Raw genomic sequence first — 24739 nt, 5'->3', positions numbered from 1 at the left:
TCTCGCCGGCAAGCAGGGCGACGCCGTCAACGCCATCCTGGCCGCCGCCGGCTACAACTTCTCCCTCCTGCTCAGGTGGCTGAAGGTTCTTTGTGGCTTCTCCTCGCCGCCCTCCAACGTCAGCCGAAGCAACTCGAAGCCTAATCCCTCTCATTGTTCACGGCCGACGAATCCTCATCCTTTATTGCGAGGCCTGGCCCCCGCGGCGAATCAGACTCCCTCGAAACCAGTGGGCGAAAGATCATATGATAATAATGAGGCGTTTTGAACTGTTGCAAATCAACGGGACGGATTGTCGCTACACTCGCCTGTGACAGGCACCGGTAAATCTCTCCCTCCCGATTGATTTCTTCCAGATCGAGAGAGCTCGACACATTCCTATACAGGCTTCCTGCATTATTCAAAAGTTGTATATCTTCAATTTGCAACCATTCGTAGTGCTCCCCCAAGAGCATCTTAACACTGGTGCCGCTTACATATGGCAGCATAACGGAGAAATATCCGTCATGCAGATGGTGTGCTCTAAGTAAGAAGACCTTGGTCTCGTGTGCCCTCCATATCGAGATTTTTAGAGGCGAAAAACGCACATTCATATCTTCTGGGCCTAGATCAAGTTTAAATCGTCTGTTGACTATAGCGCTAAATGTGAAGTCAAGGCCCAGACAGCGTGTTTCAAATGCACCCAGCCGATAAGGTGAGGCAAGTCGCCTCACATTCCTCAAAGCATTTTCTAGACGATGGATTGTCTTCTTGCGACATATTCCCCTAAAGTTGTCGTTCTGGAAGAAGTCCGTGAAATATTCCAATTCCGCTTCCATAGGCATGTAGACAGAACGGAATAAGGCTGCATGGGCGGCCCGCTGCAAAATCGAATACTCGTGCGTCAAACCAGCCTCGGTAAAAAATGTCCTTGCATCATTGATGAACCGAACGCATTCCGCTTGAATAATGGCGACCTTGTCGTACTGCTTCTCACTTAGGTCGATCCCCGCAAGAACTGGCTCTCCGGCCAAATTATAGTCCACAACCGCTCCTTCCTTGACAGTGCAGCATTGCTCAAATAGATCGAAATTCCACCAGGGTGTCGTAATGAGTGCTTTGCTGTTCGCCGGACGGTAAGGTTCGTCGGAGGAGACCACATAGCGACCCAGTATGTCTACTTTCAACTCTTCTTTGAAGGTGCGGATCAAATATTCCTGCGTTGTGCCGTTATAGCCTGTGTCTGCCAAAACAATGGTATCACCTTCTTCCCACTCCAATTCCTTGGACATATAGCGCATCAAGCGCGCACGCAAAGCAGATGAGTTCTTGAATATCAATTCCAACACATCGTCGTCGCGCAGCAGCTGAAGGAACGCCGTTTGTGGATCGGCAGATTGATGGGCGATCCGTATTAACAATTCAGTCACTTCAGGCGGAAGCAAAAGCTGTTTTGCAGTGGAATGAAAATCGTCAAATTCTGGCTTAATCCCGCTGATGTAATAATCGACATCGGCGCGGGTTTTGAAAGATGCCGCAATAGCAACGAATGCTCGGAGTCGTACCAGTTTGCCGACGGGCTTGCGGGCATAGGCTTCGCACGCAGCGGAAAGAAGATAAGCATCACGCAAAAGGAAGAAGACTTTTACCCGCTTGCCCTGCTGCTGTAGTGCCTCCACCTCGTCCATAAGAAAACGAGCATAGGCGTATAGAACCGGGCCAAACGACATATAGCCGATGATCGTCTCAGGCGCGTACGGCTGCAGGTTTCCAACGGCAAAAATTGGCCGAAATGGACTATAGCATGGCAGAACAACTGCTTCAGGCGCTGCCTGATCGAGTACAATCAATGAAGATGCCGCGTGCTGTAGGCGCAAGAGGTCTGCAGCCTCATGATCAAACGGCAGAAAATGCAGCGCACGTACGCCCAATTTCCGCGGCGCTTGGGCATCGGCTACATCATTATCTCCGATGTGAAGTAGTTGCGATGCAGACACGCCACACTCTTTGATTACAATCTGAAAAAGACCATGGCTCTTCGACGTTCCATAATCGACAGAGCAGTAGATGTTGCTTATCGCCTGCATAACGTCTGCAGGCAAATTTCGAGCCAAGAGGCGCCTTAACTCGTCTTCGCGCAAATACGTATCGCTCACGATGATAATTTTGATACCACGGGTGCGCGCCAGCCTTATCAGTTCTACGTACGGTGAGAATGCAAAGCAAACATTCATTTCGGTCCGAATTTCCGCCTCGGCCAAGAGCTCCCGGTCCTCACCAGAAAGCGATGTGAAAGACCGATAAATATCACCGATATCGATCTCCGTGGATCCGTTTTCTAACGGCTTCGCTCGATAGGCACGCGCAGCAGCGCTAATGCGTTGGTGAGGAGTCATCCCTAACCTTCGCGCGACGGGATTGTCGGCCAGCACGGCGAAAACGTCTCTAGGTGTCGCTGTCTTGCGCCATAGCAACGTATCGAAACAATCAAGTGAGAGTACGTTTACGGAATCCCCAAAGTCGTCCAGAATATTGGGTATATCGTGGCCCTTTATTTGCGCCTTACGGTGCGTATCACGCATGTCGCTCCAGAGCAGGCGATCCTCCGGTTTTTGCCATTGGGTGGTCTTTTCTGTTGGACCGCGCCCGTGTGGAAACATCGCATCAGGGTGATGGATAAACTGATAGGCGTCGTCTTCGGGCAGACGCGGCACGATCTCGCCATAAACGTCAGGATCAAACATATGCTCCATACGGAATTGTTCGGGAGGCAGCGGATCAATATCGGCTTGCTTTATCTTGGCGGCCAAGCGCTCCAGTATGTTCTGCATATATTTCTCCTTTAGAATTGTTTTCTCGCGCAAAGGCAATTGTTCTGGCTGAGAACTTCTCACTTGTCGTCCACTCTTGGGTCTAGGCCCACCGCATCGCCAAAGTGTCGAGGTTAGCGGCAACCGTTTTCGCTACGGAGCTTCCAACGAGCCGGCACTAGAAATGTCCTGAACTGGTTGGGGGAAGTGGGTTCAAACCAGGGTCTGCTGCGGAGCAGAACTCCGCTGTCCTACCGCTAGACGATCCCGTTTACCCCTGCTCTTGCAGAAACGTAATGCGGCTGACGTCAATATACATGAATATTGGTGGACAATTTGCATTTGGCAAACCTTGTCGCCAAGGCTATCACCGATAGATGTTCTCGTCAACGCGGCGGTTGGAGCGAGATTTGTTTGCCAAGTGTTTGATTATGTTGATAACAGCCGCGTCTGTACGGACGTTTGGTTTGTGATGTTTTGATAAAGAAATTTTAAGTTGATGCATGTTCAAGATAAGCGCCAGCTCCATCTGACGCGGTATGAGATAACTGGCGAGAGACCGGCCGATCAGCCGATCACGCGGCGGACGCGCCACCAAGATCCACGCCTGACCGACGGCCCGTGGCGGCCCGTCGCCTTAATGCTCACGGGCGGCCCGTCGCGGACTGCAACCGCCTATGGCGGTTACCCGTCAAACCCCCCAGCTCTGCTGTGGGTTATTGGCTATTTCGATATATTCGCAAATGGGTTCGCGCATGGTTGCAGGCCCGTGAAACGGATGGGATCGCCTGGTGATTGACGCCAGGCATAGTCAGTCAAAAGGTGAAAGTCCGCGAGCAGCCAGCGCTCGAAATGCTCCAGCCGCTGCGCACGGCCGCCGGGTAGGATGGGACGGGCAGCGGACGCAAGCCCGAGCTTCTCCAGAAGCGCGGATACGTCCGCTAAGTTTTCGGTCGGAAAGGTCGTCGGACGCTGGGCGCGGAACTCCTGGGTGAAGGACCGGAGTTCGTTCTCAGCCATGTTCAGGGGCCCAAGATAGCGCTCAAGTACCATGCGGACCAAGTCCTCGTGGGCGAAGGAGCGCCCCGAAGCGTAAGCGAGTGCGATAGAGGCCACACCGCCTCCCAAAAGCCCAAGCACTACGCGTCTCGAAATCGTGATCATGCCGGATCCCTCCTTACGCGATGCGGCTCGCTGCCCTGAGAGAGAGGGCGGCAGCAGTCAGGCTGGGATTGGCGCACGAACAACTCGGATAGGTGCTGCTACCCACGACGACGAGATTCCTCAGTTTATGGTGGATCATGTTCCGGTCGACGACAGAATCCGTGACATCCCTGCCCATTCGCAGCGTCCCTTGAACATGCGATTCGGTTTTCGCTTGCCCTCGATCGAATATCTCCTGCACCGGCAGTGGCCGAAGCAGCTCACCGAGCCGCTGCTTGGCCTGCGCCATGCCCTCCACGGCATAATCAGAAGGCCCCGCGTAAACGACGTGGGCGTTCTCGTTCTCGTCGAGCGTGACATGGTTCTCCGGCTTGAGGAGGTCTTCAGTCACGACTCTCAGCGGCAGGGTCTGCCGGAGCCGTCCCGGTTCGGAACGCATCCCGTAAGACCACTGGTTCTCGAAATAGACAAGTGCGGCGGCGTAGTCCGACCGGTGTGGTCCGTCGTACAGGCCGAAATTCAGCCCGGTTGTGATCGTCGAGCCGTCGAAATTGTCGATCCCGTCGAGATAGGCCTCGAAATTCCGACCAAAGCCTTCGTGCAATCCACGTCCTACCCACTCGCCATCGAGATCCGATCGCAGCACTATCGCCGGACTCTGAATGGCGTTCGCCCCCAGGACGAACAGATCCGCCGTGACCTGGAACTCCTTGTCCTCATTCACGAATGTAACCGACTGAACAGATCCGCCGGCGTACTCCAGCCGGCGCACCTCTGAATTAAGGCACACCGCAACATCGGGAGGTTCGAAGAGATGCATGAAGCCGTTATTGGCGGTGAATTTCGCGTCGACTGGACACAGCCAGCACCGGAAGGAGGCGCAGCAGGCGGAGCGCTGTTCCGTCGCGATCCGTGCGCGCGCAGCCGGCATAACGAAATGCTGCCCGGGCTGCGCCGCTTTCATCATCCGGTCCGGCGCCGACATGCAATGAGGCGGCTGAGGGAAAGGCCTGGAGCGCGGCATGACCGCAGCCATGTCGGGATCGCCGGAAATCGACATGATCGCCTCGGCCGTGCAGTAAAAGGGCTCGAGATCGTCATAGCTGAGCGGCCAGTCGAGACCGATGCCGTAGAGGCTTTTCAGCCTGAAATCATTTGGATGAAAGCGCGGCGTCTGCGCAAACCAGCAGTTCGTTCCGCCCCCCAGGCCGATGGTGTAGACCCACGGCTTGCTGGAGTTGCTGGAATAGGTACGGTCAACCTGGACGTTGCTGTTTGAGCCGTGCTCAAGTTGCCAATCATGGGTGTTGTAGCGCCCCCATTCGAGGACGAGAACGCGCGCTTTTCTTCTCCTGGAGAACTCGTGCAAGAAGAAGGCTGAACCGAAGCCGGAGCCGATCAAGACAAGATCATAGTGCTCGCCGGCGACCTGTTGGGCTCGGATGTCAAGTACCATTTATGGCCTCTTCGGCCGCTGACCCTGCAGCTGACGCCGAGGACGGTGCGATCGGGCTACCTGCAGGTCAGCGAGACAATTTCAATGTTGCATCGCACTGTTACGCACCGCAAAATGAGTTTGCCACTACCACGTTGGGTAGTTAGGCAACACTTCTTGCCGCGACCTTTCCAGTCTCCAAAAATTGTGCCGATTGCCAAAAAATGAGATCTGAACTTCCTTTCCTCGTTATTTCAATAGGTTACGCGAACGGCTTGGTTCTGGCAGGTGGTTGATGTTGTCATAAACACGACAAATCGGCAGATGCACTCCGGCGGAGCGGAGTTCCTGAAACTGCCGGAGGCAGAAGTGTCCGGCTCAATTCGGGGGGCAGGCTAGTGGAAGGGGTTGTGTTGCAAAGTTTTGGTAACTGGTCGCGTGGGAGGAACCTTGCGTCAATTTTTGCGAGGTTCGGGATGTTCAAAGGCCGTCAGTTCGATCAGTCCGTCATCTGCGCTGCGGCCATTGCGGCCGCAAACTGCACGTCGCTTATTCTGGCCGAAACGGCAAGATCGGGCGCTATCACTGTCGTGGCGCGTTCCTCAACCATGGCACTGATCCATGCATCAGCTTCGGATCGCTGCGCGTCGATGAAGCCGTCGGCACCGAAGTCTTGGAACGGCTTCAACCCTTGGGCATCCAAGCAGCTGTTCAGGCGATCGAGACATCCAAGGCGCAGAGCGCTGAGAAGCGGCGTCAGATCGAGCTCGCGCTTGAACAGGCACGCTATGAAGCGGCCCATGCGCAGCGCCAATATGACGCCGTCGATCCCGACAATCGGCTCGTGGCAGGCGAACTTGAGCGGCGCTGGAATGCTGCGCTTGCGGTTGTGCGAGAGCGCGAAGCCGAACTCGACGCCCTCGAAACCAAAAAGCCCGAAGCACTCAGCGAGGCCGAGCGCCAGGAGCTGCTGCATATGGGCGCCGATCTTGAACGAGCGTGGCATCACGCAAATGCCACCAGCGTCACTCGCAAGCGCATCATTCGCACGGTCGTTCGCGAGATCGTCGTCCGTGTCGAGAATGACCGGATCGAGATGGTGGTGCATTGGCAGGGCGGCGATCATACCACGCTCTCCGTCAAGAAGAACAAGCTCGGTCATCACAGGTGGGGTGCCGCGCCCGAGATCGAACCGCTGATCCGGGCGCTAGCGCGCCAGCTGCCGGACAAGGCGATTGCGGCCCTTCTCAATCGACTCGGCAAGACCACCGGCCGGCAAAACGGATGGACGCAGTCGCGCGTCTGCACCTTCCGTAGCCAACACAACATTGCCGTCTACAGACACGGCGAGCGCGCGGCGCGCGGCGAGTACACCTTGCAGGAAGCGGCAGAGAAGCTGAGCGCGCGGGCAATGACGGTGCTTCGCATGATCCGCGCCGGTCATCTGCCGGCCGAGCAATACTTCAAGGGCACGCCTTGGGTCATTCGCGGTCAGGATCTCGTGCGTCCCGACATCCAGCACTATGCCAACAGCGGCATGCGACGCCCATTATCGCAAGGGCAAGATCAACAGCCGATGCTTTTTCAATGACATAGCGAGGTGTGCATTATGACGCGGGATCGGGTGGGCCGAGGAAGTGGACGACCTCACAGCGGGCGACGAAGCCGAGTTGGGCGAGCGTGAAGATTCGATCTCGATCGAGCGAGGGCTGGAAAGAGAAGTCGAAGCCGGCGAGCGTCTTGATCGTGGCCAGAACCCATGCGCAGTGCCGTCTTGATCCGGCTGTTCTCGCGGAGGGTCAACTCTTCCGAAAGGAGGATGTCCATGGCTTCGAGGGCGGCGATCTCGCCTTGCTCGAGCCGGCGCACGATATGATCGAGCGCTTCGAGCGCTCGTGGCATCTTCAGGCCGACGAGATCGTGGCGGATCCGGTCGATTGTGGATGGCGTGGTATCGAGCGCATTCGTCATGGACGCTGCTCCTTCGCCATCACCCGGGCGACGGCATCGTAGAAGGCCAACGGGCGCTGAGCGACCCTGTCGCCCGACCCATGAAGAATGACCTCGTCGTTCCTCAGTCTTTGTCGGCGCTTGTGGACGTGGATGTTGCGATGACCCGGCTCGACATGACGCTGGTGCCGACCTTCTAGAATGGGATGGATGGCAATCAGTGCGCCGTCCTCGAAGATGCGTACCTCTTCGGCCAGAGTGTGCACCTCGACGACACGGCGCCTGGTGGCGTCGGGCACGCTATAGAAATTGCCGCCGACGCTGACCATGCCCTCCCGGCTGATACGTCGCTCGAGCTTTAGGACCGATCGGAACGGAGCCAAAGGCAGCGGCCGCAGCGCTGCGCGCTCCTCGGCGAAAGCTTCGTTGACGACGCGCCTTGTGGTGGCGTGAACCCTCGGGTTTGCGACCGTGTCCATCCAGTGACGCAACTGCGCATTCAAGTCTTCGAGGTTGCGAAAGGACCGGGCCAGGAAGAAGTCCTCGCGAATGTAGCGGAACGGTCGCTCGACCTTGCCTTTTGTTTTGGCGCGGTAAGGCCGGCAGGCCTTGGGATGGAAACCATAGTGGCGGGCAAGATCGACGAGGGCACGGTTGTAGACGATGCCGCCGGTATCGCCTTCGCCGATCACAGCCGTCTTCATACGGTCGTAAAGCACTTCGCGAGGAGCGCCGCCCAGCGCCTCGAAAGCCCCAGCATGGCAGCGCAAGACAGTCGGCAGATCCTGGTGGACGACGAAGCGTGCCCAGATAAGGCGACTGAAGCCAAGCACCATGGAGAATAGCCAGACGATTCTCGGCGTGGTCGGCTCATCGGCAAAGACGACATTGAACTGGGCGAAGTCGACCTGCGCCTGCTCGCCGGGCGGGGTCTCGAAGCGAACCTCGTATCCACGCTCCGCCGCGGCAGGACGGACGTCGCGCAGGAAGTCGGTAACGGCCGTGTAGCCGCCGCCATAGCCGAGGTCCTTCAGTTCGCGGAAAAGCCGGCTGCCGGTGAGTCCGGGATATCGCGTGACGCGTTCGCGAAGATAGGCCGTGAAGGGATCGATCACCGCCTGACGTGGCTTGCGCGGTCCGTAGGCCGGAGCCTCGAGCCCGCGCTCAATGTATTTGCGCACCGTCTTGCGGTCGATCCCGCTCTCCCTGGCGATCGCCGACACCGACAGGTCCTGCCGATGCAAATCCAGTACTCATCATCATCTCCCCGATCTTGATCACCGAAATCCCTCTCCCGACCATCAGGAGAAGCATCAACGATTACGGGCCGCCGGTCTCCCGGAGCGCGCTCCGGAAGACCGGCGGCAGCGCTATACTGGGGAAGATTCAAACGGCACTTCTGGGAGTATTGAGCCGGCATCGACACGGACAGGTTGTGCATCGATTTGAGAATGGCCAAGCCCGCCATCAGCCGTGTCAGCAGCGGCGGTCGGCCGGGATCGTCGTCATAGACTGCGCCGAGCCGCTCTTCGAGGAAGCGCCAGTCGATCGCCGCCGCCAGCGTCACCAGCGCATGATCCATATTGAGGATGTGGTCGAGCCGGGATCGCAACAGGTCGGACTGACGCTGTCCCGCCGTTCCTTAGGCCGCATCGCTTTGCTTCTCCTCTCCGGTTCCGAAAACACCATCGAATCACGCAACGCAGACGCAATTATTTTGCCGAAAAATCACTGCCAAAGGCCACGACTTCCGGCAAAATCAAAGCCGAAATCAGGCGAAAATCCTAAATGGCATCAAATAGCCTTACCAGTTTTTCACGGGCGACTATTCCTGCTGGCGCGTTTTGCTCGATGGTGGCCAGCCGCGTTGTATCGCTTTCGGCGGGCTACGGGTCGAGGATGCGATTGCGGAAGCTCTGCTGCGGGTCCTCGAGCCCGGCGCGGTCGCGGCGGCTGCCGAGGCCGAGATGCAGGTGGCCAACCACCGTGACCGGGTCCGGGACGCCCTCAGCCGTGACCTGGAGGCTGTCCGCTGCCCCGCCGAGAAAGACTTGCAGCAATATGACGCCGTCGATCCCGAGAACCGGCTGGTCTGACGCACCGCAGCCCAGCGGTGCTGTCGAGAACCTCCCGGCTATCTTCGGTTCGATAGTACATGCGCGTTTGAGCTCGCTAGTATGCGGGCGCGGCCTTGAACTGCTGTTCGCCGTAAAGGGGTGTTGCGTGCGTGGGGAGCGTTCATGATCCTCGTTACATCTCTCAATCCGCTCAAAGCACGGTGTCAGCGCAGGCTTGACCGGATGAACCCACTAAGCCGCGGGTTCTCAGGCCTGTTGAAAATCCTGTCCGGCGGCCCTGATTCGACCATGGTGCCATCGGCAATGAAGTGCACCGCATCAGCAAGCTTGCGGGCGAATCGCATTCCTTGAGTCACGACCAGAGTCATCCCTTTGTCGGCCAGCGAGCGGATGATCTTGAGGAACCCGGTCATAAGCTCCGAATTGACTGCAGAGGGTGGGCTCATCTCTCTCAAGCCACGGCAGCGGTGGAGCTGTTCCTCGCCAAAGAAAGATGTCCCAGGCGGCTTTCGGTCGCATATGCCGCAGCAAGAACGTTGGTGTCGGCATAACGCGCACCGACCAGTTGGAGCCCAACGGGAAGCCCTTGATCATCCAGTCCGGAGGGAAGGGACGCTGCTGGTTGCTGCGTCAGGTTGAAGGGATAGGTGAAGGGCGTCCAGTCGACCCACCCCCTGAAACTCTCATCGGGTTTGTCCCGCCCTACTGGGAACGGGGCGACAGGCATTGTCGGTGTGACCAGGAGATCGTAGTCTCCGTGGAACTTCGCCATGAGGGCGGAAAGCTCGAACCGCGTCGCCTCAGCTTCCTGGAATTCGGCAAGCGTGATCGTCAGGCCGCGCTCGGCACCTTCCAGAAAGCCGGGATCTAAAAGTTGCCTTTGCTTTTTGTTCATTCGCGACAGAATACGGGCGGCGCCGGCGAACCAAAATGTAGCAAATACCTCGACCGGATCCGCGAACCCCGGATTGACTTCGACCACCTCGGCTCCAAGAGCCCGAAGCTGGTCGACCGCCTTGTCGGTGACTCTTTGGATGTCGTGGGCCACCTTCACATACCCAAGGTCTCGACTGTAGCCGATGCGCAGACCCTTGAGGGTTTTTGCTGGATCGACCTCGAGACCGGGATAAGCGGGTCCCGCATAACCGTCGCGAGCATCCTTTCGCGCGATGACGTTCATCATCAGGATCGCATCCGTAACTGTGCGGGTCATCGGCCCCAAGTGAGACAGCGTGGTCATGGCGCTGGCAGGCCATTGCGGAACGATGCCGAAGGTCGGCTTGAAGCCAAAGGTTCCTGTGAAGCTCGCCGGTATGCGGATTGATCCCCCACCGTCGCTACCTTGATGAAGAAAGCCAAGGTTCAGGGCCGCCGCGACTCCGGCGCCGCCCGAGGATCCGCCTGGTGTCAGGTCAGGGTTCCAAGGGTTACGGGTGATGCCGTAGAGGCGGCTATCTGTAACACCTTTCCAGCCAAACTCCGGAGTGGTTGTCTTGCCAAGGATAACGGCACCGGCCTCGCGAATGCGCGCTGTAACGGGCGCGTCGTCTGTCCAGGGTCCCTCGGCGCTACTAGCCAGTGATCCGCGCCTTGTCGGCCAGCCTCGCGTCACGGTGAGATCTTTGATGGTGGCCGGAATGCCATCGAGAACTCCGGCTGGCTCACCCTTCATCCAGCGCCCCTCCGAAGCCCGGGCAACAGACCTAGCCCCTTGGTGATCGACGAGGCAAAATGCGTTCAGCGTCGGGTTGTTTGCGTCGATGCGGCTGAGACAGTCATCGACGACTTCAACGGGCGAGAGCTGCCGCCTTCGGTATAGGTCCAGGCACTCGCATGCCGTCAGACCCTCAAGAGATGTTGGCACGGATGAACGACTTTTTCATTTCACAAGGTCCGGAATATGGTGTTCGCAGGCCCACCGCGGCAGCTATTGATTTTCTGCGGCCTTTTCGACCTGTGCTGCAGTGACGTCCCCTTTTTCGAAGTTTAGCCAGTCGGCAGTGCGCGTCAAATTCAGTTTGCGTATCATTGTCATCTGGTAACGAGATGGATTGGAAGCCGGTGAGGCCGTGGTCAGCTTCATGGGCTACACTAGATTAGTTGAACGGATGGGTCGGGCAAGGTCGGCTGGGAAAAGCTGCTCAACAACGCAAGCACGACATCCCGTGAGCTGCCGGACAAGACAAAGGGCGCGCTCGACGGAAGAAGGCAAAAAAGCTGGTGCTCGCCAAGCGCCCGGTGGACATGGCGCGGGAGGTCTCAACGGATGACCGACGCCAGCTCGAATTGCAACTTCCCGGCGACCGACGCAAAGAGTTCGTTATCAGCATGGATACAGCCCATGTTCGGAGCGTCGATCCCAATTCAGCGAGAAATTTCGAGCTCGTTGTAGCCAAATGTGTTCGGCGGTCGTGGCAAAACCGGCGGCCGCTATTTCCGTAAACGCAATGTTCGGTACACGCCGTGACGAGCGCCGCGGGTCGGAGGCGGTATGATGCCATCGGGCGGGTCTGGATTGTCGCGGGGTTTCGCGCGTCAGCTGGTGTTTTGGTGCGCGCGTTCGCCGAAGTTGAAGGGCAGCAGATTCTCGATGCCGGCGTCGGCTGCGCGTTGTGGTAATTCAGTGACCACGTGGCGAAGCCAGGCATAGGGATCGACCCCGCAGGCACGGCAGGTCAGAACCAGGCTGTAGAAAACGGCGCTGGCCTTGGCGCCGGCAACGGTGTCGCGGAAGAGCCAGGATTTTCTTACGGTTACAAAAGGTCTGATGTCGCGTTCGATCCACGTTGTTATCGATCGGGCGAAATAGGAGATCGCCTTGCGCGTCAGGCTTTCGGTTAAGACCTTCGGCGCCTGGTCGTCGAGCCATTTCTTGAAGGCGGTCAAGACCGACCCTATGCTGCTGTCGCAGACGCAAGATGTACGGCGCGCATTTCACCTTCGCCCGCCGCCTGGTGTGCAAGTCTCTCGACCTCGTATAGCGCTTCGAAGAGCTTGAGCGCCTGCAGCGGCGGACCGCCGGGTTTCTTCCTGGCCTTAGCGCATCGGTAAATTTCCGGCGCGCGTGTGCCATGCACCCAGATGGGTGCCGCCGTCCAGTGTGCGCCAGGCCTCACAGCCATCACTCATCAACAAGCCGGCTAGAAAGGCCCGGGGATGCTCCTGGCCGCGGCCGGGTTGATAATCGAACAATACGACCGGCTGCTCACTGTCCTGGCCGCTGCGATAGGCCCACATAAAAGGACTTGGCTGGGCGTGCCGGCCATTCTCCTTGAGAACCTGCACCCAGGGCTCGTCGCCGTGGACGCTGCGACCTGAGCTTTTGCTTCAGCGCCTCATACGCTGCTCGCCATCCGATGCATGCGGTTGCGGCAGCACGGACAGACCTTCTGGTCCTCGGGCAGGTCATGCTCGACGCGCTCTCGCCGCAGATCTTCAGGCAGCGGCTTGCGGCCCGGCTTCTTCAGCTCGGGCTTGTGCGCGTCCGGCAGTCCCGTGTCGATTGCCGTTGGGCTGGCCGCAGGCGTGTGATCACAGAAGAACTCATCTCGCTGTGTGTTCGCCACGCGTCGCGGCCGGAACTGATACCAGAGGAAGTCGAACACGACATTCGGGTATTCCCCCCTGCGCCTTTGGTCTTTGCAATAGACGATCTTGGTCTTTGTCGGATGCATTTGAAGCCCGCATGCTGCCAGTCGAGCACCAAGCTCCGCCTTGAGGGCTTGTGCCGGCTGCTCGTTCCGGCAATGCACAAGACCATCGTCCGCATATCGACACCATGGAAGGTCAGGATGCGTCCGGGTCATCAACAGATCAAATGCATAGTGCATGAAGAGATTCGACAAGATCGGGCTGACAACGCCCCGTTGCGGGGTACCGCGTGAGCGCTCGACGACTTCCCCGTTCTTCCTGATCAGGCCCCTTTGCTCCGGCCCCATTGCAGGGGCTTCAACGCTCATACGGGCCGGTCCGCCCCAGTCTCCTGCATCGGTACTCTCGCCTTGCGGTTTGGCCCGCTTGAGCTTCTCCCTTTGCATCAGGAGCCTGGTTCCTGCAGTTCCGCGCGAATGCCTGTGTCCGACTCCCGCCCCTCAACGCCGGTCGCCGCCCGCCCTGTCATCAGGCACCCGGCGGACTTGTCCCAGGATGACGAGACGGTCCTGGTTTCGGCGACACTTACGTTTATACCACGCGTCTTCGAAGGGTTCACTTTCGTTCGTCTTTCGGAGACAGTTGTGTGCGTCAAGTTCTGCAAAAATGGCGTGGCAGTAGCTGTGACGTCGGCGTGTCCGCCGCGCAGCCCCCGTGTTTAGCGGAGCGGCGGACACATGACGGTGCTCAGGCGGCCAATGCCCACTCGCCCGCGCATGCCTGGTCCCTTATGGTTTCGGTCGCAGGCTCCACACGCTTCTCCGTCCTTCATGTCCGCCGCAGCGCTCCCAACGCGCGTGGAGGACGCGCACTGGGCCTGGAACATTTGATCAGCCGGCGTTCCTTCCTCGGGCGCGCCGCGCCCGTGGACGCAAGCGGGATCTCTCGTGTTTCCTGGCAATCCATCCCATGCCTTTGCCCGGTTCTCAGACCCCGGCCGGATCGACAAGAGCTCGCCTGTCACGGTCCCGCCGATGCTGCCCTCAGTGTCCCAACACCAAAGGCTCCAGCGTATAGAGCATTTCGAGGCTCAACCTCGGGCTTCAGCATCCGCTGTCTACGCTTCACGAACGCCGTTGCCGGCGCCCATGCAAGAGTCGCTTCCGGCCGGCGGGCTGCGCCTTTGCCGGGAGGGCGTCGAACCCTCTGGATCGCTTCGAAAGGTTTCAGTCTACATGATTCATCCCCCTTTCCAGGACAGCCAGCGCCGAAGCCGCGACACGTCCGACGATGCGATTTGTCGAGCTGAAGACGGCGGAGCAGTTGGACATCCAGTCGCTGCATCGGGTTCGTTCAAGGCTGGTGGGCGCGCGCACGACGCTGACCAACCAGGTGCGCGCCGGGCACGGCATTGGGGGCCTGGCTGGGCTCACGCCCCGGATTCAGGCAGCGGCGGAAAGGAGCGGATCGGCCGGATCAGCAAAGGCGGTGATGGATACCTGCGCACGTTTGTTTATTCACGTCGCCCGAGCGGTCGTGGGCACGACGTTCCACAAGGACATCACGCCTCGGCCCTGGTCGGTCGCACTCCTTGGCCGCAGGCACAGCCACTCCGCGGCAAAGCCGATCATCTCGCGCAAGAGATCGGAATCTGAAGTCTTCTCCGCGAGCGCGCGCAGCTTCATCATGTCGTTGGTCATCGATGGTTCCTCGAACAGGTTGGTGTCACCAACTCGACCCTACCGGGGAACATCGATGACCGCTGCTATGCCGATCGCTCGCTTGCGCGCTATTGAGGCCGCGCTCGCGAGCGGCTTCGTCACCGCCGGAGTTACACCATCCCGCGGGACACGAGCCTGGACCGCTTGGCGAGCCCAGCGTGAGGCAGATCAACTTGGCTCTTCACAACTCTTGGTCAGATTTTGCCACAGACCCCACCAGCCATGGTAGGTGCGTGCATCTGTGCTGATTGCTAATGTGAAACACGCAGATCCGGTAGATCAAAACCAAGATGGGTATCCAGCAGCCGCTCCTGAATCAATCATGCCGGATCGCGACACAGCTTGGCCAGATTGGGAGAATACCGATGATCACATATCAGACCGAACGTTTGATCCTCACCTCCGTACGACCCGAACACGAGGCGGAATTGTTCAAGCTGCACAACGATCCGCTGGTTCGGAAGGCGATCTACAGGAATGTGCCGCAGACCACCGTAGATGTGCACAAGAGGCTCGATTGGATATTGGCTCAGTGGCGCAAGAACGGCTTCGGCGACTGGATGGTCTACGAAAAGGTCAATGATGGTCCGATTTTCATCGGCCGCTGTGGCCTGCGAGACTACGAGGACACCAATAATCTCGAATTTGCTTATGCATTTTTCCAAAATAGGATAGGAAGAGGTCTGGGGCCGGAGGCCGCACGCTTCACAATCACGCACGCCTTACAAAACTCGACCAAAGAAAAGGTCATCGGCTTCATTTCGCACGGCAATACGCGGTCAGTTAAGGCGGCCGCAAAGCTTGGGCTGCGCTATATTGACGACCGTTTATACGACGGTAAATTGTGTCAATACTACGAAATGACCCGAGAGGACTATTTTTCTCAGAGCCCGTCTTGAAACTGGACTGCCAGGATGGATGGCCGGCTTGAGATTGATTCCAAACAGTTGTCGAAGCCAGTTTGGAGAATCTCATGTGGACGCCGGCCACCCGTCGCAAGCTAGCCGCGATCACCTGCGTTACGGAAGCGACCTGAGAGACGCGGAGTGGGAACTCCTCGCTCCGTACCTGCCGCCGCCGGCCGGGACAGGTCGGCCGCGCCGATGGCCGATGTACGAGATCATGAACGCAATCTTCTATGTACTGCGGGCCGGCTGCGCCTGGCGCCTGCTTCGCCAAGGTTCGCCGCCAGCTCGTTCGGGCCTCGGCCCGAGCGTCGTATTTACGATGATGCGCTTGTGAAGCGTTGATCGTGATCTGGGAAGCTTGGATCGCATCTGCGGCAAACGACTGAAGGCGCTAATTCCGATTCTGGTGGAGGCGATGGAGCCTCATGGGCGCTCATCTAACCGCATAGATCCGCACACGAGTTATTGGCGATGAGCGCGGCCTATCGACCGCGCCCTTCGCGAGGTTCGAGACACCGCTGGTGGGCCGAGACGCCGTCGCAGCACAGCGTCCACCGCGCTCCGGCGCAGCGTTCCGATCCGAACCTTCTCCGACTGGCAGAATCCTCCACCTGGATTCGTCGAGGCCGACCTGGTGGCGCACAGCGGGCCAACGGCGCGTGGAAACTTCATACAAACCTTTGTCTTACCTACATCGCGAGCGGATGGACGGAATGCGCTCCCTTGCTGGTGCGTGGGCAGAAGCTGCTGACCGAGGTGCTGACTGAATTACGGCGGCTCCTGCCGTTCCAACTTCTCGGCTTCGACACGGACAATGACAGCGTGTTCCTGAACGAGACGATACGCGATTACTGGCTGGATGCCGGCATCGAGTTCACCCGCTGCCGCCCTTACCGCAAGAACGATCAGGTCGTTCGTCGAACAGAAGAACGGCGCCGTGGTGCGGCGCGTTGTCGGGTATCGCCGGCTGGAGGGGCTTGAACTGCTGCGGCCCTTGCGCAGCTTATTCACGGTGCGGCTGTTTGTGAACTTTTTCCAGTCCTCGTTCAAGTTGGCGGAAAAGAAGCGTGATGGCGCCAAGGTGCGCATTCCGGCGACATCCTGCCAGTGCCTGATGGGAAATCCGCAGACGCCGGCGTCCGTTCGCGCGAAGCTGGCGCAAATGTCTGCGCAACTGGACCCCATCAGGCTGCTGAACGAGGTGCGAACCGCACAACGGCGCCTGGTGGCCTTAGCCGATCGATTGTCCACATCAGATTCCGCAGTGACCGAGGCCGCGCTCGATCCGTTCCTGTCGCGCTCGCGAACCGCGTGAAAAGAGGGCGAAATCCGCCCCACTGCGAAGTCGAAACCAAAGCAGAAGCGGGAACGGCGGCGACCTGATCCATTTACAGGGGTCACCCACGGGCTACGTAGCTGGTTTGAAGAAGAGCCGTAGCAAACCAGCGGGGAACTGCTGGCGCGGCTGCAGTCGGAAAACCCAGAGAAATATCCCAGCCTCCTTCTGCGCACGCTGCACCGTCGCGTCAAAATATGGCGAAAGAAAAAAGGCTCACGAGATGGTGTTTGGCTTTGCCAGGAACGGCCTTCCAGGCAATGACAGACTGACCGGTCGCGTCCATGAGGAACATCCTGGTGAGGCAGCGGAAAACCTGCTCGGGAGCATCCATTGGTGAGGCAATACCAATCTCACGCTGATTGACGACGTGGAACGGCCCGCCACCGCAGTATCAGAGGTGCTAAACGTGGTCGTTGATTGCAACGCCACAAGATAGGAGCCGTTCCGTGAAGCAGATTACCACCATCGGGCTGGATTTGGCCAAACAGATCTTTCAGGTTCACGGCGCCGACGCCGAGGACTCTCCGGTCGTAAACCGAAAGTTGCGCCGCACGAGGTGCTACGGTTTTTCGAGAAGCAGCCCGCGTGTCTGGTCGGCCTTGAGGCCTGCGGCAGCTCGCATTATTGGGCGCGCGAGATATCAGCGCTCGGGCACGAACTGCGACTGATCCCCGCCGGCTTATGTCAAGCCATTCGTAAAACGCGGCAAGACAGACGCCGCTACGCCGAGGCGATCAGCGAGGCGGCAACGCGCAAGACGATGCCCTTTGTCCCGATTAAATCGGCCGAGCAGCAGGCGGCTGCGATGGTGCTCAAGACGCGCGCCTTCGGCATTGGCACAGCGAAAATTGCCGGACTGATCGCGATCGTGCGTGACGAGACAGATGCTCGCCTACCTAAGGCTGCCCGTTTCGCCCCGTCGGCAATCGCCGATCAGATCGAGGCGCTGATCGTGCAGATCGACAACCTCGAGCGGGAGATTGTTGCCGTGATAAAGCGTGACGAAGACACGCAGCGTTTGGTCACGATACCGGGTGTCGGAGCGATCACGGCGGCCTCCATCAAGGCACTTGTTCCGGACCCGGGCGGGTTCAAATCCGGTCGTCACTTCGCCGCCTGGCTGGAATTGACGCCGAGGTCTCATTCGAGCGACGGCAAGGAGCGTCTGGGAGGAATATCGAAGATGGGGACCCGGAGCTCCGCTCCTTGCTGGTGATCGGCGCAACTTCTGTTCTGCGTCACGCGCGGGACAATGCCAAGCCGCCGAAATGGCTCGGCGCCCTCCTGGCGCGGCGAGCCTTCAAGGTCGTGGCCGTCGCGCTCGCCAACAAGATGGCGCGCATCATCTGGGCGCTTCTAACCAAGGGCGGAACATATCGAGGTCTGGACGGGGCAAACAGCGTGGCAAGCGCCTGAGCTCAACGACGACCAGGACGAGCTGACCGGCGCGGTACCCGGCAGAGGTGAGGTGCACGAAACAGACGATGATTCCATGGGACGAAGTCCCGAGGCGAGAGAGACCGGCGCGACAATGTGCTCACAGCACGCTTGATTGATCAGTCCCTCGCATCGCGGACTTCATCGAGGCCCCAGCGGTTTCAAACCGCGCTGAAAAGGCCGGACATATGACCGCACCGTTCCCGTGTGATCAACCGTCTGAAAAAAGCCCTTGCCTGCAGGGCCGTTCCACGTATGTCGCGCGGCAGAAGCGCTTGAGCGGTACTGTCACCTTAACGGCTGGTGAGAATTGGTGCGATAGTGCGGGTGCACGAATACTGTGTCCGTCAGCTACGGATGACATCGACAAGGTTTGTCAGCTCTTGCTATGTTCTCCTGGCACGGACGACCACATGGCGAAGAGCGGCGCGAGAGGACGAAAGCGCCGCCACGCCGCCTTTATAGTCGTTCCTCCTTTGTGGTGTCCGTGCGCCGCTTCGGCCTCGCGGCCCGCCAGGGGCGGACCATCAGCTCGTAAGCGCGCTCGGCATTCTCAGCTGCGGCTTTCTCGCTGTTTCGCTGCTCCTTTAAATTATAGACGTAGGCTGTTCCGCGACGACCAACACCACCTTCGCTCGGCGCGCCGGCCTTCAGGGCGAGCTGCCGCTGCTGTGCCGCTACCAGCACCGGGCGGGCTCAGAAGTAATCCTGTTCCTTCGTCAGCATGTGCCAGATCAGGATCATGATCTTGCGCGGGACAGCGGCCGCCGCGATCTGATGCCCACGCTTGTTGCGGATACGCAGGAAGAAGGCTCTGAGCGGCCCGGGAGCCTTGCCGCCGCCCAGGCGGCCTCGATTAGCATGGCCCGGGCATGGGAGGGCCCATGCTTGTTGATGCGCCCCATTGCGCGATGCCGAGACCGGATTGGCGCACACGCGGATGAGGCCAAAGTAGCTCACCAGCTTTGCGGTTCGCTGAAACGGTGGATGTCCGGCCCACGGCGGCGATAATGCCGGTGGCGACAATGGCGTTGTCGGACCTGCTCATCATCAAACCGCTTCCCGGGCGATGTCGCGATCGAGATCAGCCAGATCCTCGGCCAGGCGGCCGGTCTCGCGGATGTGGCGGGCGATCGCGGCCCCGTTCGTCGTCGGGAAGCACCTGCCGCTCGAGCCAGGCCCGACCCCTATTGTTGAACAGATCGGCATGCGGGCCTTCGGCACCAGATGCGCCTGCAGGCTGCCGTGCATCTCGTCCTTCACGCTGGCATGAAGCTGCACCAGAACGCCGGCATTGATCTTGTCGGTCTTAATCCTGGCATGGGCAATCGCTTTCACCTGCATTGGGTTGGCGACAATCACCCGGCCGACATAGGGGCGCGACAGCACGCGTATCACCGTCAGCGCTGCCGGTCGCGTCGACGACAACCTCATCCCGTCCGTCGCTTTGTCGGGTCCGCGACACGGGCTTGTTGAACCAATCTCTGGTTTGGTCTCAGGCTAAATAGCTGAAATGCGATCACAAAATTCTGTCTCTGGCGTGATCAGCCCAATTGGCATGAGGTTTGCTGCGCTGGTTGCAAGGCTGCGGAACCTGCCGACTGGGCATCATGTCGTGCCGACATCGCAATCAATCGAGTGAAAGGAACATGTCAGGTCAGCGTCGGATCCTATTCTGGGGGCAAAGGGCAACTACAGACCGGCAATGCCTCCGCCTCGTGACCGGGCAACCTCCTCCTGGTGGCTATGCTGACCACGATCTCTTTCGTGATTGCCGATCCCTTCTGGAAGCCACTCTTCGACCTATCGCAGCACATCGACCAATCCCCTGTCCCTGGGACTAAGACACTGCAGTCGCTCGTCAGCGCAGTGGTCCATAGCCGAAAAAGGAAACCAGTATATGAGAAAAATAGTTGCTGCCAAGCTTCACGGCATCACTGTGACCGACGCCGATCTGAACTACCACGGTTCAATAACGCTGGACCCCGATCATTGCGACGAGGCGGGTATTCTTCCGATGGAATTCGTTGAGATCTGGAATAAGGCTACAGGCGCGCGCATCAGCACGTACGTGATTTACGGTGAGAGGGGTTCTCGTTGCTGTGTGCTGAACGGAGCCGCTGCTCGCACCTGCCAGATCGGGGATGAGATAATCGTTTGCTCCTCCGCATATATTGAGGAGCATCAGATCGCAGAGATCAAACCGCGAGTGCTGACGTTCAACCGAGACAATTCTGTGCGCGACCGCATGTTCTACGACGGTGGGACCAAGGAGGATGGAACGATGACGTTCGCGGTTCGCGAAGGCTCACCTAGCCCGTCTTATGCACGACGTTGCGTCTGAGAGGCTGGCGGATGTGTCGGTAGCTTTTCAAGTTGTCCGGTTTTGGTAGCACATCATTTGTCCGCTTCAGTTTTGCGTCGAAGCGGTTCACGCGGCCTGCCCTGTGCGGGAGGTCTCTTGGATTGCGGCGCCGTCGAGAATGGCGGCAGGATTTGATGTTTGGTTGCTGGTCACCTCGTGCCAAGCCGCGACGGAGCTGGCTGGTGACGTGGTAGAGCGGCGGCCGTAACGGTCCTCGAGGATTTCGAGCTTGTCGTGACGGGCCTAGTCATCGAGCGGCTCAGGCCCCAATCATCAAGGATCTGGACGCTGCCGAGCTTATACTACAGCCGCGCGTATCGGCCGTCGCCGCGGGCGAGCGCCAGATTGGCGAACAGGCGGGCACGCACGATCGCGTGGGAGCGTTCTGGTGCTGCTGGAGCCGCGGCGAGCCTACGCAGGCGGTCGCCCTCGATGGTGCGGATCTGCGCACGCACGAGTCGAGCCGCTCAAGCAAGCGGTGCAACTCGGCGCGGGTGTTGTCCGGCAGCGGCGTTCCCTTCGCCGTGCGGATGGCCATGAGCCTGTCGGCCGAGTTGCGCAGGCTTAAAGCGGAAGCTGCGAGGGCCGAAGCGAGCGAGAATCGCCTTGATGCGGTTGATGAGCCGCGTCTGCTCACCGACCAAGGTGTGCCGTTCGCGGTCGGCCGCCGCACGTCCTCTTCTTCGAGCGTCGGGATCGCCGCCGACTGCAATGGCGCTTCTCGCCGCGCAGCCAGCCGAGGAAGGGGCGCATCAAAAACTCGGTGTCGAGACGATCAGTCTTGGCGCGCCGGTGCTCACGCGACATCGCAATGCTGGCGGGGAGGATGGCATAGACCTCGATGTCGCGCGCCCACAGCCAACGCGCCAGCCAAAAGCCATTCGCCGGCCGCCTCATAGGCGACGGTGATCCGCTTGATTGTGTGCCCGGCCTCGCCGGCTTCGTCGCGCGAGCGCTGCAGCAGCTTCAACCATGATGGCGCGTCGGCATCGATCTTCTTCAGCGGCTGACGCTTGAAATCCGGAACAAGCGCGGCAATCAGCCATTTCGCCTTGCTCATTTCGATGACGGCGATGACCGTGTTATCCAGTTCAAGAGAGGTAAGGGACCGGCTTGCGTCAAAAAACCGCGACATAGGGTGCCTCCTTATGAAGAGTTGGTTCTAACAGCGCCGAAAGATGCCACATCCTCGCCGCTCGCCCCATAGCATCTCAGTGGGCACGATCCTTCATCGGTGCGTTGCCGCTGGGAGTCGCTGATTCTTCCTGTTCACCAAGGTTCGGAAATGATGTCATCGACCAATTAATTAAGTCGACGGCACGCTGAAGTATCGCCTCGGTCTGAGCAAGGCTGGGTGAAACGGCCACGATATGTCCAATGCGGTCTCGATAATCGCCTTTCCTGACGATCCGCGTGTTGGATTCAACATACAATTTGGCCTCGACCACACCTGGTACAGCAGAGGCCCGATTATCGCCGTCGATCCAATCGAGGGTGCCATCGCGATCAGGAACTAGGAACCATGCGGCCGCAGTCTGCGAATGCCTTCTGCGCAAATCCCATTCCTCGCCGATGACAAGCTTGATGTGCTCGGTGATGAGGTCAATGCCGCAAGCCAGATGGACCAGTTGAGGCTCGAGCGCGCCAGCAAGACGCGGATTGACTTCGATGACGACCGGGCCACGCTTCGTCCACCGGAGTTCTATGTTCGTTGGTCCCCAGCCAAGACCGAGAGCTCGCAAACAGCTCAACGAAACATCGGCGATATGTCTATGCTCGTCATCCCTCAGCGGGGCCGGAAAGGTCGTATTGCGGAAGACGAAATGCGGTGGGGCGCCAAAATCAACGGCGACAACCCCAACAACCTCATTTCCCATTATCTCGACGCTATAAAAGGGGCCTTGTGCGAATTCTTCGACCAGTATCCTGGGCGAAGATCGCCAAATGTGCTTCCCGCCCAACAGGTAGGTCGTGTGTTCGGCTATCTCATCGGCGTTGCGGCACAATCGGACACCGCTGCTGCCGCTGCCTACGGCTGGCTTGATAATTACCGGCAGGCCGATCTCCGCGGCAGAGCTTTCTACCTCCGCCGCATTCGCTGCCAAGCGATACGCAGGCATTGGAACGCCGGCATCTGCTAGGAGCTGACGTTGAGCGAATTTATCGCAGCATCGTTCAATCGATGCGGGATTCGGTCCCGGTAGATCGAAATGCCGGCAGAGTTTGACAACTGTAGCAGAGACCGATTCGTCGAGGTCCGTAAAGCCAGTAATGCCAGCAATGTCATACGTATCACGTAGTCCGGAACATTCGCGGATCAGCGCATCGAGATCGTCTGTAGCGACACGGATTGTCTCAACCTGTTCCGCCGCTAGATAGTCGTACCGAGCTGGATCAGCCACCAGGGTAATTGGATAAAGGCCAAGACGCTTGGCCGCTTGGACGTATAGCAGACCACTAGTCCTGTCACCTTCAACCAGGATGAGCGCTTGTCTTGCCATTGACGTTGTCCTCGTTGCGTTCTGCATGGCGGCCTGAGTATAAGTCGGCATCATTTTTGGTCGTTCCTGACCTTAGACTCTGCGGTGATCATATCAGCGCCAGCGATCTGCGGTCATGAAGATTCCATGAATTTAGTTGGAAGATCTATTGCAACGTTTTGTATTACCGGCCGTATCGTACGGAGCGCCTCATCTAATTTCTATGGATTGCCACGTTAGCTTCAATTTGTGGGACGGCGCTCATCAGTGCAGCGTCTCTCGCATCAAGTTAGATGTTCGAGCAAGTTTCATTGGTTCGCTCGGCCGGAGGCGGCGAAACCGCTATGGTCATAACGGATCTTCCGCCGCGTCCCATGCAATTGGCGTGCCATTGAATGGTTGTTATGCGGAAGAAATCATGTGTTTCGCGGCTCGCCGGCGGAATGCTCGCGCTCAGTGTGTCGGGTTCCAAACAATAGATGTTCAGCCGGACACCGTTAGAGGTGGCAACACGGACGTCGAATACAGACGGCCGCTCGCTGGATCGTAAATGCGCTGACGGTTGGGGGACTGTCAGGAATCTTGTGCGTGAGGCCGGTTGTCGTCATTGGCTGACGAACCTTTCGCCGAAAGACGACGGCGAATTGTGTTCTGGCCTCGAACCACTCGCGCGGGGCGCGTTTCCATTCCTCGGCGGCGTGGTTGAGAACCAGATATAGCAGCTTCATTGCGGCGTCGTTTTGGGAAAGTGACCGCGCGTTCGCACGGTCCGCCGCAGCTTTGAGTTCAGCGCCTCGATGGCATTGGTAACCGGTATGATCATGACGGTGCCATCCGATCCCCGCTGGAGATGAGCGATTTTCGGCGTATGGTGCGACCATCCGGGACAGGGGCACCGGGAGCACGCCAAGTGCGGGCAGGCCGATGTATTCGATGAGCTGCGAGCTCGCGTTAGTAGCTGGCCGCCCCTGCGACCTGCCCGGTTGCGCCGAGAGCGCGGATCCGTAGGTGTCGCGTCGCCCGCCGGCTCCCGACTGCTTGAGGAGAGGGAGCCGATGAGACGTGTGATTGGAATGGACATCCACCGCACCTTTGCGGAAGTAGTTTTCTGCGAAGATGGCCGGCTGCGCCATCACGGACGGGTCGACATGACCCGCTCCGGACTGGAGGGCTTTGGCCGCAGCTTGAACACGACGGACGAGGTCGTTGTCGAGGTGACCGGCAACGCCATGGCGGTGGTGCGGGTTCTGTCGCCCTATGTCGGCCGGGTGATTGTCGCCAACCCGATGCAGGTGAAGGCGATCGCTCATGCCAGGATCAAGACCGACAAGATCGATGCCGGCGTTCTGGCGCAGCTCCATGCCAGCGGCTTTCTGCCGGAGGTCTGGGTTCCCGATGAGCGGACCGAGCGGCTTCGCCGCCTCGTCGCGCGGCGCAACCAGGTCGTGCGGCATCGCACGCGCGTGAAGAACGAGGTGCATG

Annotated in this window: 18 protein-coding genes and 11 pseudogenes; 12 read left to right on the top strand and 17 right to left on the bottom strand. The window is 58.9% G+C overall.

Annotation, left to right across the window (positions count from 1 at the left end; translation table 11 throughout):
• Positions 1-140: 140 nt before the first annotated feature.
• The 3 genes from NKH59_RS31015 to NKH59_RS31005 all read right to left on the bottom strand — a co-directional run bounded on the left by NKH59_RS31015 (position 141) and on the right by NKH59_RS31005 (position 5409).
• A complete protein-coding gene (locus tag NKH59_RS31015) occupies positions 141-2810 on the bottom strand; it encodes an HAD family hydrolase (RefSeq protein ID WP_353024059.1) in 2670 nt (889 codons plus the stop codon).
• Positions 2811-3512: 702 nt separating this feature from the next.
• Positions 3513-3953: a hypothetical protein gene (locus tag NKH59_RS31010; RefSeq protein WP_353024058.1), complete on the bottom strand. Its 441-nt coding sequence runs from the start codon at positions 3951-3953 to the stop codon at positions 3513-3515.
• A 13-nt stretch (positions 3954-3966) separates the two neighbouring features.
• Positions 3967-5409, bottom strand: coding sequence for a GMC oxidoreductase (locus NKH59_RS31005; RefSeq protein WP_353024055.1), 1443 nt, complete (start codon positions 5407-5409; stop codon positions 3967-3969).
• 409 nt (positions 5410-5818) lie between these two features.
• Between NKH59_RS31005 and NKH59_RS31000 the strand changes: the two are divergent.
• Both NKH59_RS31000 and NKH59_RS30995 read left to right on the top strand, forming a co-directional pair.
• Positions 5819-5974: pseudogene (locus NKH59_RS31000) on the top strand (hypothetical protein); the annotation flags it as partial.
• Positions 5975-6484: 510 nt separating this feature from the next.
• The gene (locus NKH59_RS30995) at positions 6485-6979 is read left to right on the top strand and encodes a helix-turn-helix domain-containing protein (RefSeq protein WP_353024053.1); all 495 of its coding nucleotides are present in this window, start codon (positions 6485-6487) and stop codon (positions 6977-6979) included.
• Positions 6980-7010: 31 nt separating this feature from the next.
• Here the strand turns inward: NKH59_RS30995 and NKH59_RS30990 are convergent.
• From NKH59_RS30990 to NKH59_RS30980, 3 pseudogenes are all read right to left on the bottom strand, one after another.
• Positions 7011-7359: pseudogene (locus tag NKH59_RS30990) on the bottom strand (ATP-binding protein); the annotation flags it as partial.
• Positions 7356-8619, bottom strand: a pseudogene (gene istA, locus NKH59_RS30985) (IS21 family transposase). The pseudogenes istA and NKH59_RS30990, both read right to left, overlap by 4 nt.
• A 145-nt stretch (positions 8620-8764) precedes the next feature.
• A pseudogene (locus tag NKH59_RS30980) lies at positions 8765-8991 on the bottom strand (transposase); the annotation flags it as partial.
• A 191-nt stretch (positions 8992-9182) separates the two neighbouring features.
• Here NKH59_RS30980 and NKH59_RS30975 point away from each other — a divergent pair.
• Positions 9183-9434: a hypothetical protein gene (locus tag NKH59_RS30975; protein WP_353024050.1), complete on the top strand. Its 252-nt coding sequence runs from the start codon at positions 9183-9185 to the stop codon at positions 9432-9434.
• 185 nt (positions 9435-9619) lie between these two features.
• Here the strand turns inward: NKH59_RS30975 and NKH59_RS30970 are convergent, their stop codons facing one another.
• From NKH59_RS30970 to tnpC, 4 genes and pseudogenes are all read right to left on the bottom strand, one after another.
• Positions 9620-9829 carry an ATP-binding cassette domain-containing protein gene (locus tag NKH59_RS30970; protein ID WP_353024048.1) on the bottom strand — a complete coding sequence of 70 codons (210 nt, stop codon included), beginning with the start codon at positions 9827-9829 and terminating at the stop codon, positions 9620-9622.
• Positions 9830-9867: 38 nt separating this feature from the next.
• Entirely contained in the window at positions 9868-11280 is a 1413-nt protein-coding gene (locus NKH59_RS30965) for an amidase (protein WP_353024046.1), read from the bottom strand.
• A 63-nt stretch (positions 11281-11343) separates the two neighbouring features.
• Complete coding sequence (locus NKH59_RS30960; RefSeq protein ID WP_353024045.1) at positions 11344-11499, bottom strand: hypothetical protein; 156 nt, start codon at positions 11497-11499, stop codon at positions 11344-11346.
• 452 nt (positions 11500-11951) lie between these two features.
• Positions 11952-13354 (bottom strand): annotated as a pseudogene (tnpC, locus tag NKH59_RS30955) (IS66 family transposase).
• 913 nt (positions 13355-14267) lie between these two features.
• Between tnpC and NKH59_RS30945 the strand changes: the two are divergent.
• Positions 14268-14408, top strand: a pseudogene (locus NKH59_RS30945) (IS110 family transposase); the annotation flags it as partial.
• A gap of 116 nt (positions 14409-14524) precedes the next feature.
• Here NKH59_RS30945 and NKH59_RS30940 read toward each other — a convergent pair.
• Entirely contained in the window at positions 14525-14707 is a 183-nt protein-coding gene (locus tag NKH59_RS30940; protein WP_353024063.1) for a hypothetical protein, read from the bottom strand.
• 386 nt (positions 14708-15093) lie between these two features.
• Here NKH59_RS30940 and NKH59_RS30935 point away from each other — a divergent pair, with 386 nt between their 5' ends.
• The 6 genes and pseudogenes from NKH59_RS30935 to NKH59_RS30915 all read left to right on the top strand — a co-directional run bounded on the left by NKH59_RS30935 (position 15094) and on the right by NKH59_RS30915 (position 18391).
• On the top strand, positions 15094-15627 hold the full coding sequence (locus NKH59_RS30935; RefSeq protein WP_353024043.1) for a GNAT family N-acetyltransferase: 534 nt from the start codon (positions 15094-15096) through the stop codon (positions 15625-15627).
• A 74-nt stretch (positions 15628-15701) separates the two neighbouring features.
• Positions 15702-15919, top strand: a pseudogene (locus tag NKH59_RS30930) (transposase); the annotation flags it as partial.
• A 440-nt stretch (positions 15920-16359) separates the two neighbouring features.
• Entirely contained in the window at positions 16360-16617 is a 258-nt protein-coding gene (locus NKH59_RS30925) for a hypothetical protein (protein WP_353024041.1), read from the top strand.
• On the top strand, positions 16574-16951 hold the full coding sequence (locus NKH59_RS30920; RefSeq protein ID WP_353024039.1) for a hypothetical protein: 378 nt from the start codon (positions 16574-16576) through the stop codon (positions 16949-16951). Before NKH59_RS30925 ends, NKH59_RS30920 begins: the two co-directional genes overlap by 44 nt.
• A gap of 138 nt (positions 16952-17089) precedes the next feature.
• Positions 17090-17236: a hypothetical protein gene (locus NKH59_RS33600; protein WP_502908727.1), complete on the top strand. Its 147-nt coding sequence runs from the start codon at positions 17090-17092 to the stop codon at positions 17234-17236.
• Between the two features lie 185 nt (positions 17237-17421).
• A pseudogene (locus tag NKH59_RS30915) lies at positions 17422-18391 on the top strand (IS110 family RNA-guided transposase).
• A gap of 717 nt (positions 18392-19108) precedes the next feature.
• Here NKH59_RS30915 and NKH59_RS33595 read toward each other — a convergent pair.
• Together NKH59_RS33595 and NKH59_RS33590 are read right to left on the bottom strand one after the other, a co-directional pair.
• On the bottom strand, positions 19109-19372 hold the full coding sequence (locus tag NKH59_RS33595) for a hypothetical protein (RefSeq protein WP_502908726.1): 264 nt from the start codon (positions 19370-19372) through the stop codon (positions 19109-19111).
• Positions 19373-19615: 243 nt separating this feature from the next.
• Positions 19616-19774: pseudogene (locus tag NKH59_RS33590) on the bottom strand (IS110 family RNA-guided transposase); the annotation flags it as partial.
• A gap of 538 nt (positions 19775-20312) precedes the next feature.
• Here NKH59_RS33590 and panD point away from each other — a divergent pair.
• Positions 20313-20756, top strand: a complete 444-nt coding sequence (gene panD, locus NKH59_RS30900) for an aspartate 1-decarboxylase (protein WP_353024035.1) — start codon at positions 20313-20315, stop codon at positions 20754-20756.
• Positions 20757-20888: 132 nt separating this feature from the next.
• Here panD and NKH59_RS30895 read toward each other — a convergent pair.
• From NKH59_RS30895 to NKH59_RS30880, 4 genes and pseudogenes are all read right to left on the bottom strand, one after another.
• Positions 20889-21136, bottom strand: a pseudogene (locus tag NKH59_RS30895) (ATP-binding protein); the annotation flags it as partial.
• A gap of 437 nt (positions 21137-21573) precedes the next feature.
• The gene (locus tag NKH59_RS30890; RefSeq protein ID WP_353024034.1) at positions 21574-21912 is read right to left on the bottom strand and encodes a hypothetical protein; all 339 of its coding nucleotides are present in this window, start codon (positions 21910-21912) and stop codon (positions 21574-21576) included.
• A gap of 76 nt (positions 21913-21988) precedes the next feature.
• Positions 21989-23278, bottom strand: coding sequence for an ATP-grasp domain-containing protein (locus tag NKH59_RS30885; protein ID WP_353024061.1), 1290 nt, complete (start codon positions 23276-23278; stop codon positions 21989-21991).
• Positions 23279-23861: 583 nt separating this feature from the next.
• Positions 23862-24077, bottom strand: a pseudogene (locus NKH59_RS30880) (transposase); the annotation flags it as partial.
• Positions 24078-24312: 235 nt separating this feature from the next.
• Between NKH59_RS30880 and NKH59_RS30875 the strand changes: the two are divergent.
• A partial coding sequence (locus tag NKH59_RS30875) for an IS110 family transposase (RefSeq protein ID WP_353024033.1) occupies positions 24313-24739 on the top strand: 427 nt, incomplete at its 3' end.

This window comes from Mesorhizobium sp. M0998, assembly GCF_040318885.1.
In the GTDB taxonomy this organism is placed as follows: domain Bacteria; phylum Pseudomonadota; class Alphaproteobacteria; order Rhizobiales; family Rhizobiaceae; genus Mesorhizobium.
The sequence above is the reverse complement of the archived record's forward strand: the minus strand, read 5'-3'. Positions and strand labels throughout refer to the sequence as shown.

Bases quoted from the DNA above. Each gene is read 5' to 3' on its own strand.
- NKH59_RS31015 (WP_353024059.1), bottom strand. From the start codon at position 2,810: ATGCAGAACATACTGGAGCGCTTGGCCGCCAAGATAAAGCAAGCCGAT.
- NKH59_RS31010 (WP_353024058.1), bottom strand. From the start codon at position 3,953: ATGATCACGATTTCGAGACGCGTAGTGCTTGGGCTTTTGGGAGGCGGT.
- NKH59_RS31005 (WP_353024055.1), bottom strand. From the start codon at position 5,409: ATGGTACTTGACATCCGAGCCCAACAGGTCGCCGGCGAGCACTATGAT.
- NKH59_RS30995 (WP_353024053.1), top strand. From the start codon at position 6,485: ATGGTGGTGCATTGGCAGGGCGGCGATCATACCACGCTCTCCGTCAAG.
- NKH59_RS30970 (WP_353024048.1), bottom strand. From the start codon at position 9,829: ATGACCGGGTTCCTCAAGATCATCCGCTCGCTGGCCGACAAAGGGATG.
- NKH59_RS30960 (WP_353024045.1), bottom strand. From the start codon at position 11,499: ATGAAGCTGACCACGGCCTCACCGGCTTCCAATCCATCTCGTTACCAG.
- NKH59_RS30940 (WP_353024063.1), bottom strand. From the start codon at position 14,707: ATGACCAACGACATGATGAAGCTGCGCGCGCTCGCGGAGAAGACTTCA.
- NKH59_RS30935 (WP_353024043.1), top strand. From the start codon at position 15,094: ATGATCACATATCAGACCGAACGTTTGATCCTCACCTCCGTACGACCC.
- panD (WP_353024035.1), top strand. From the start codon at position 20,313: ATGAGAAAAATAGTTGCTGCCAAGCTTCACGGCATCACTGTGACCGAC.
- NKH59_RS30890 (WP_353024034.1), bottom strand. From the start codon at position 21,912: ATGTCGCGGTTTTTTGACGCAAGCCGGTCCCTTACCTCTCTTGAACTG.
- NKH59_RS30885 (WP_353024061.1), bottom strand. From the start codon at position 23,278: ATGGCAAGACAAGCGCTCATCCTGGTTGAAGGTGACAGGACTAGTGGT.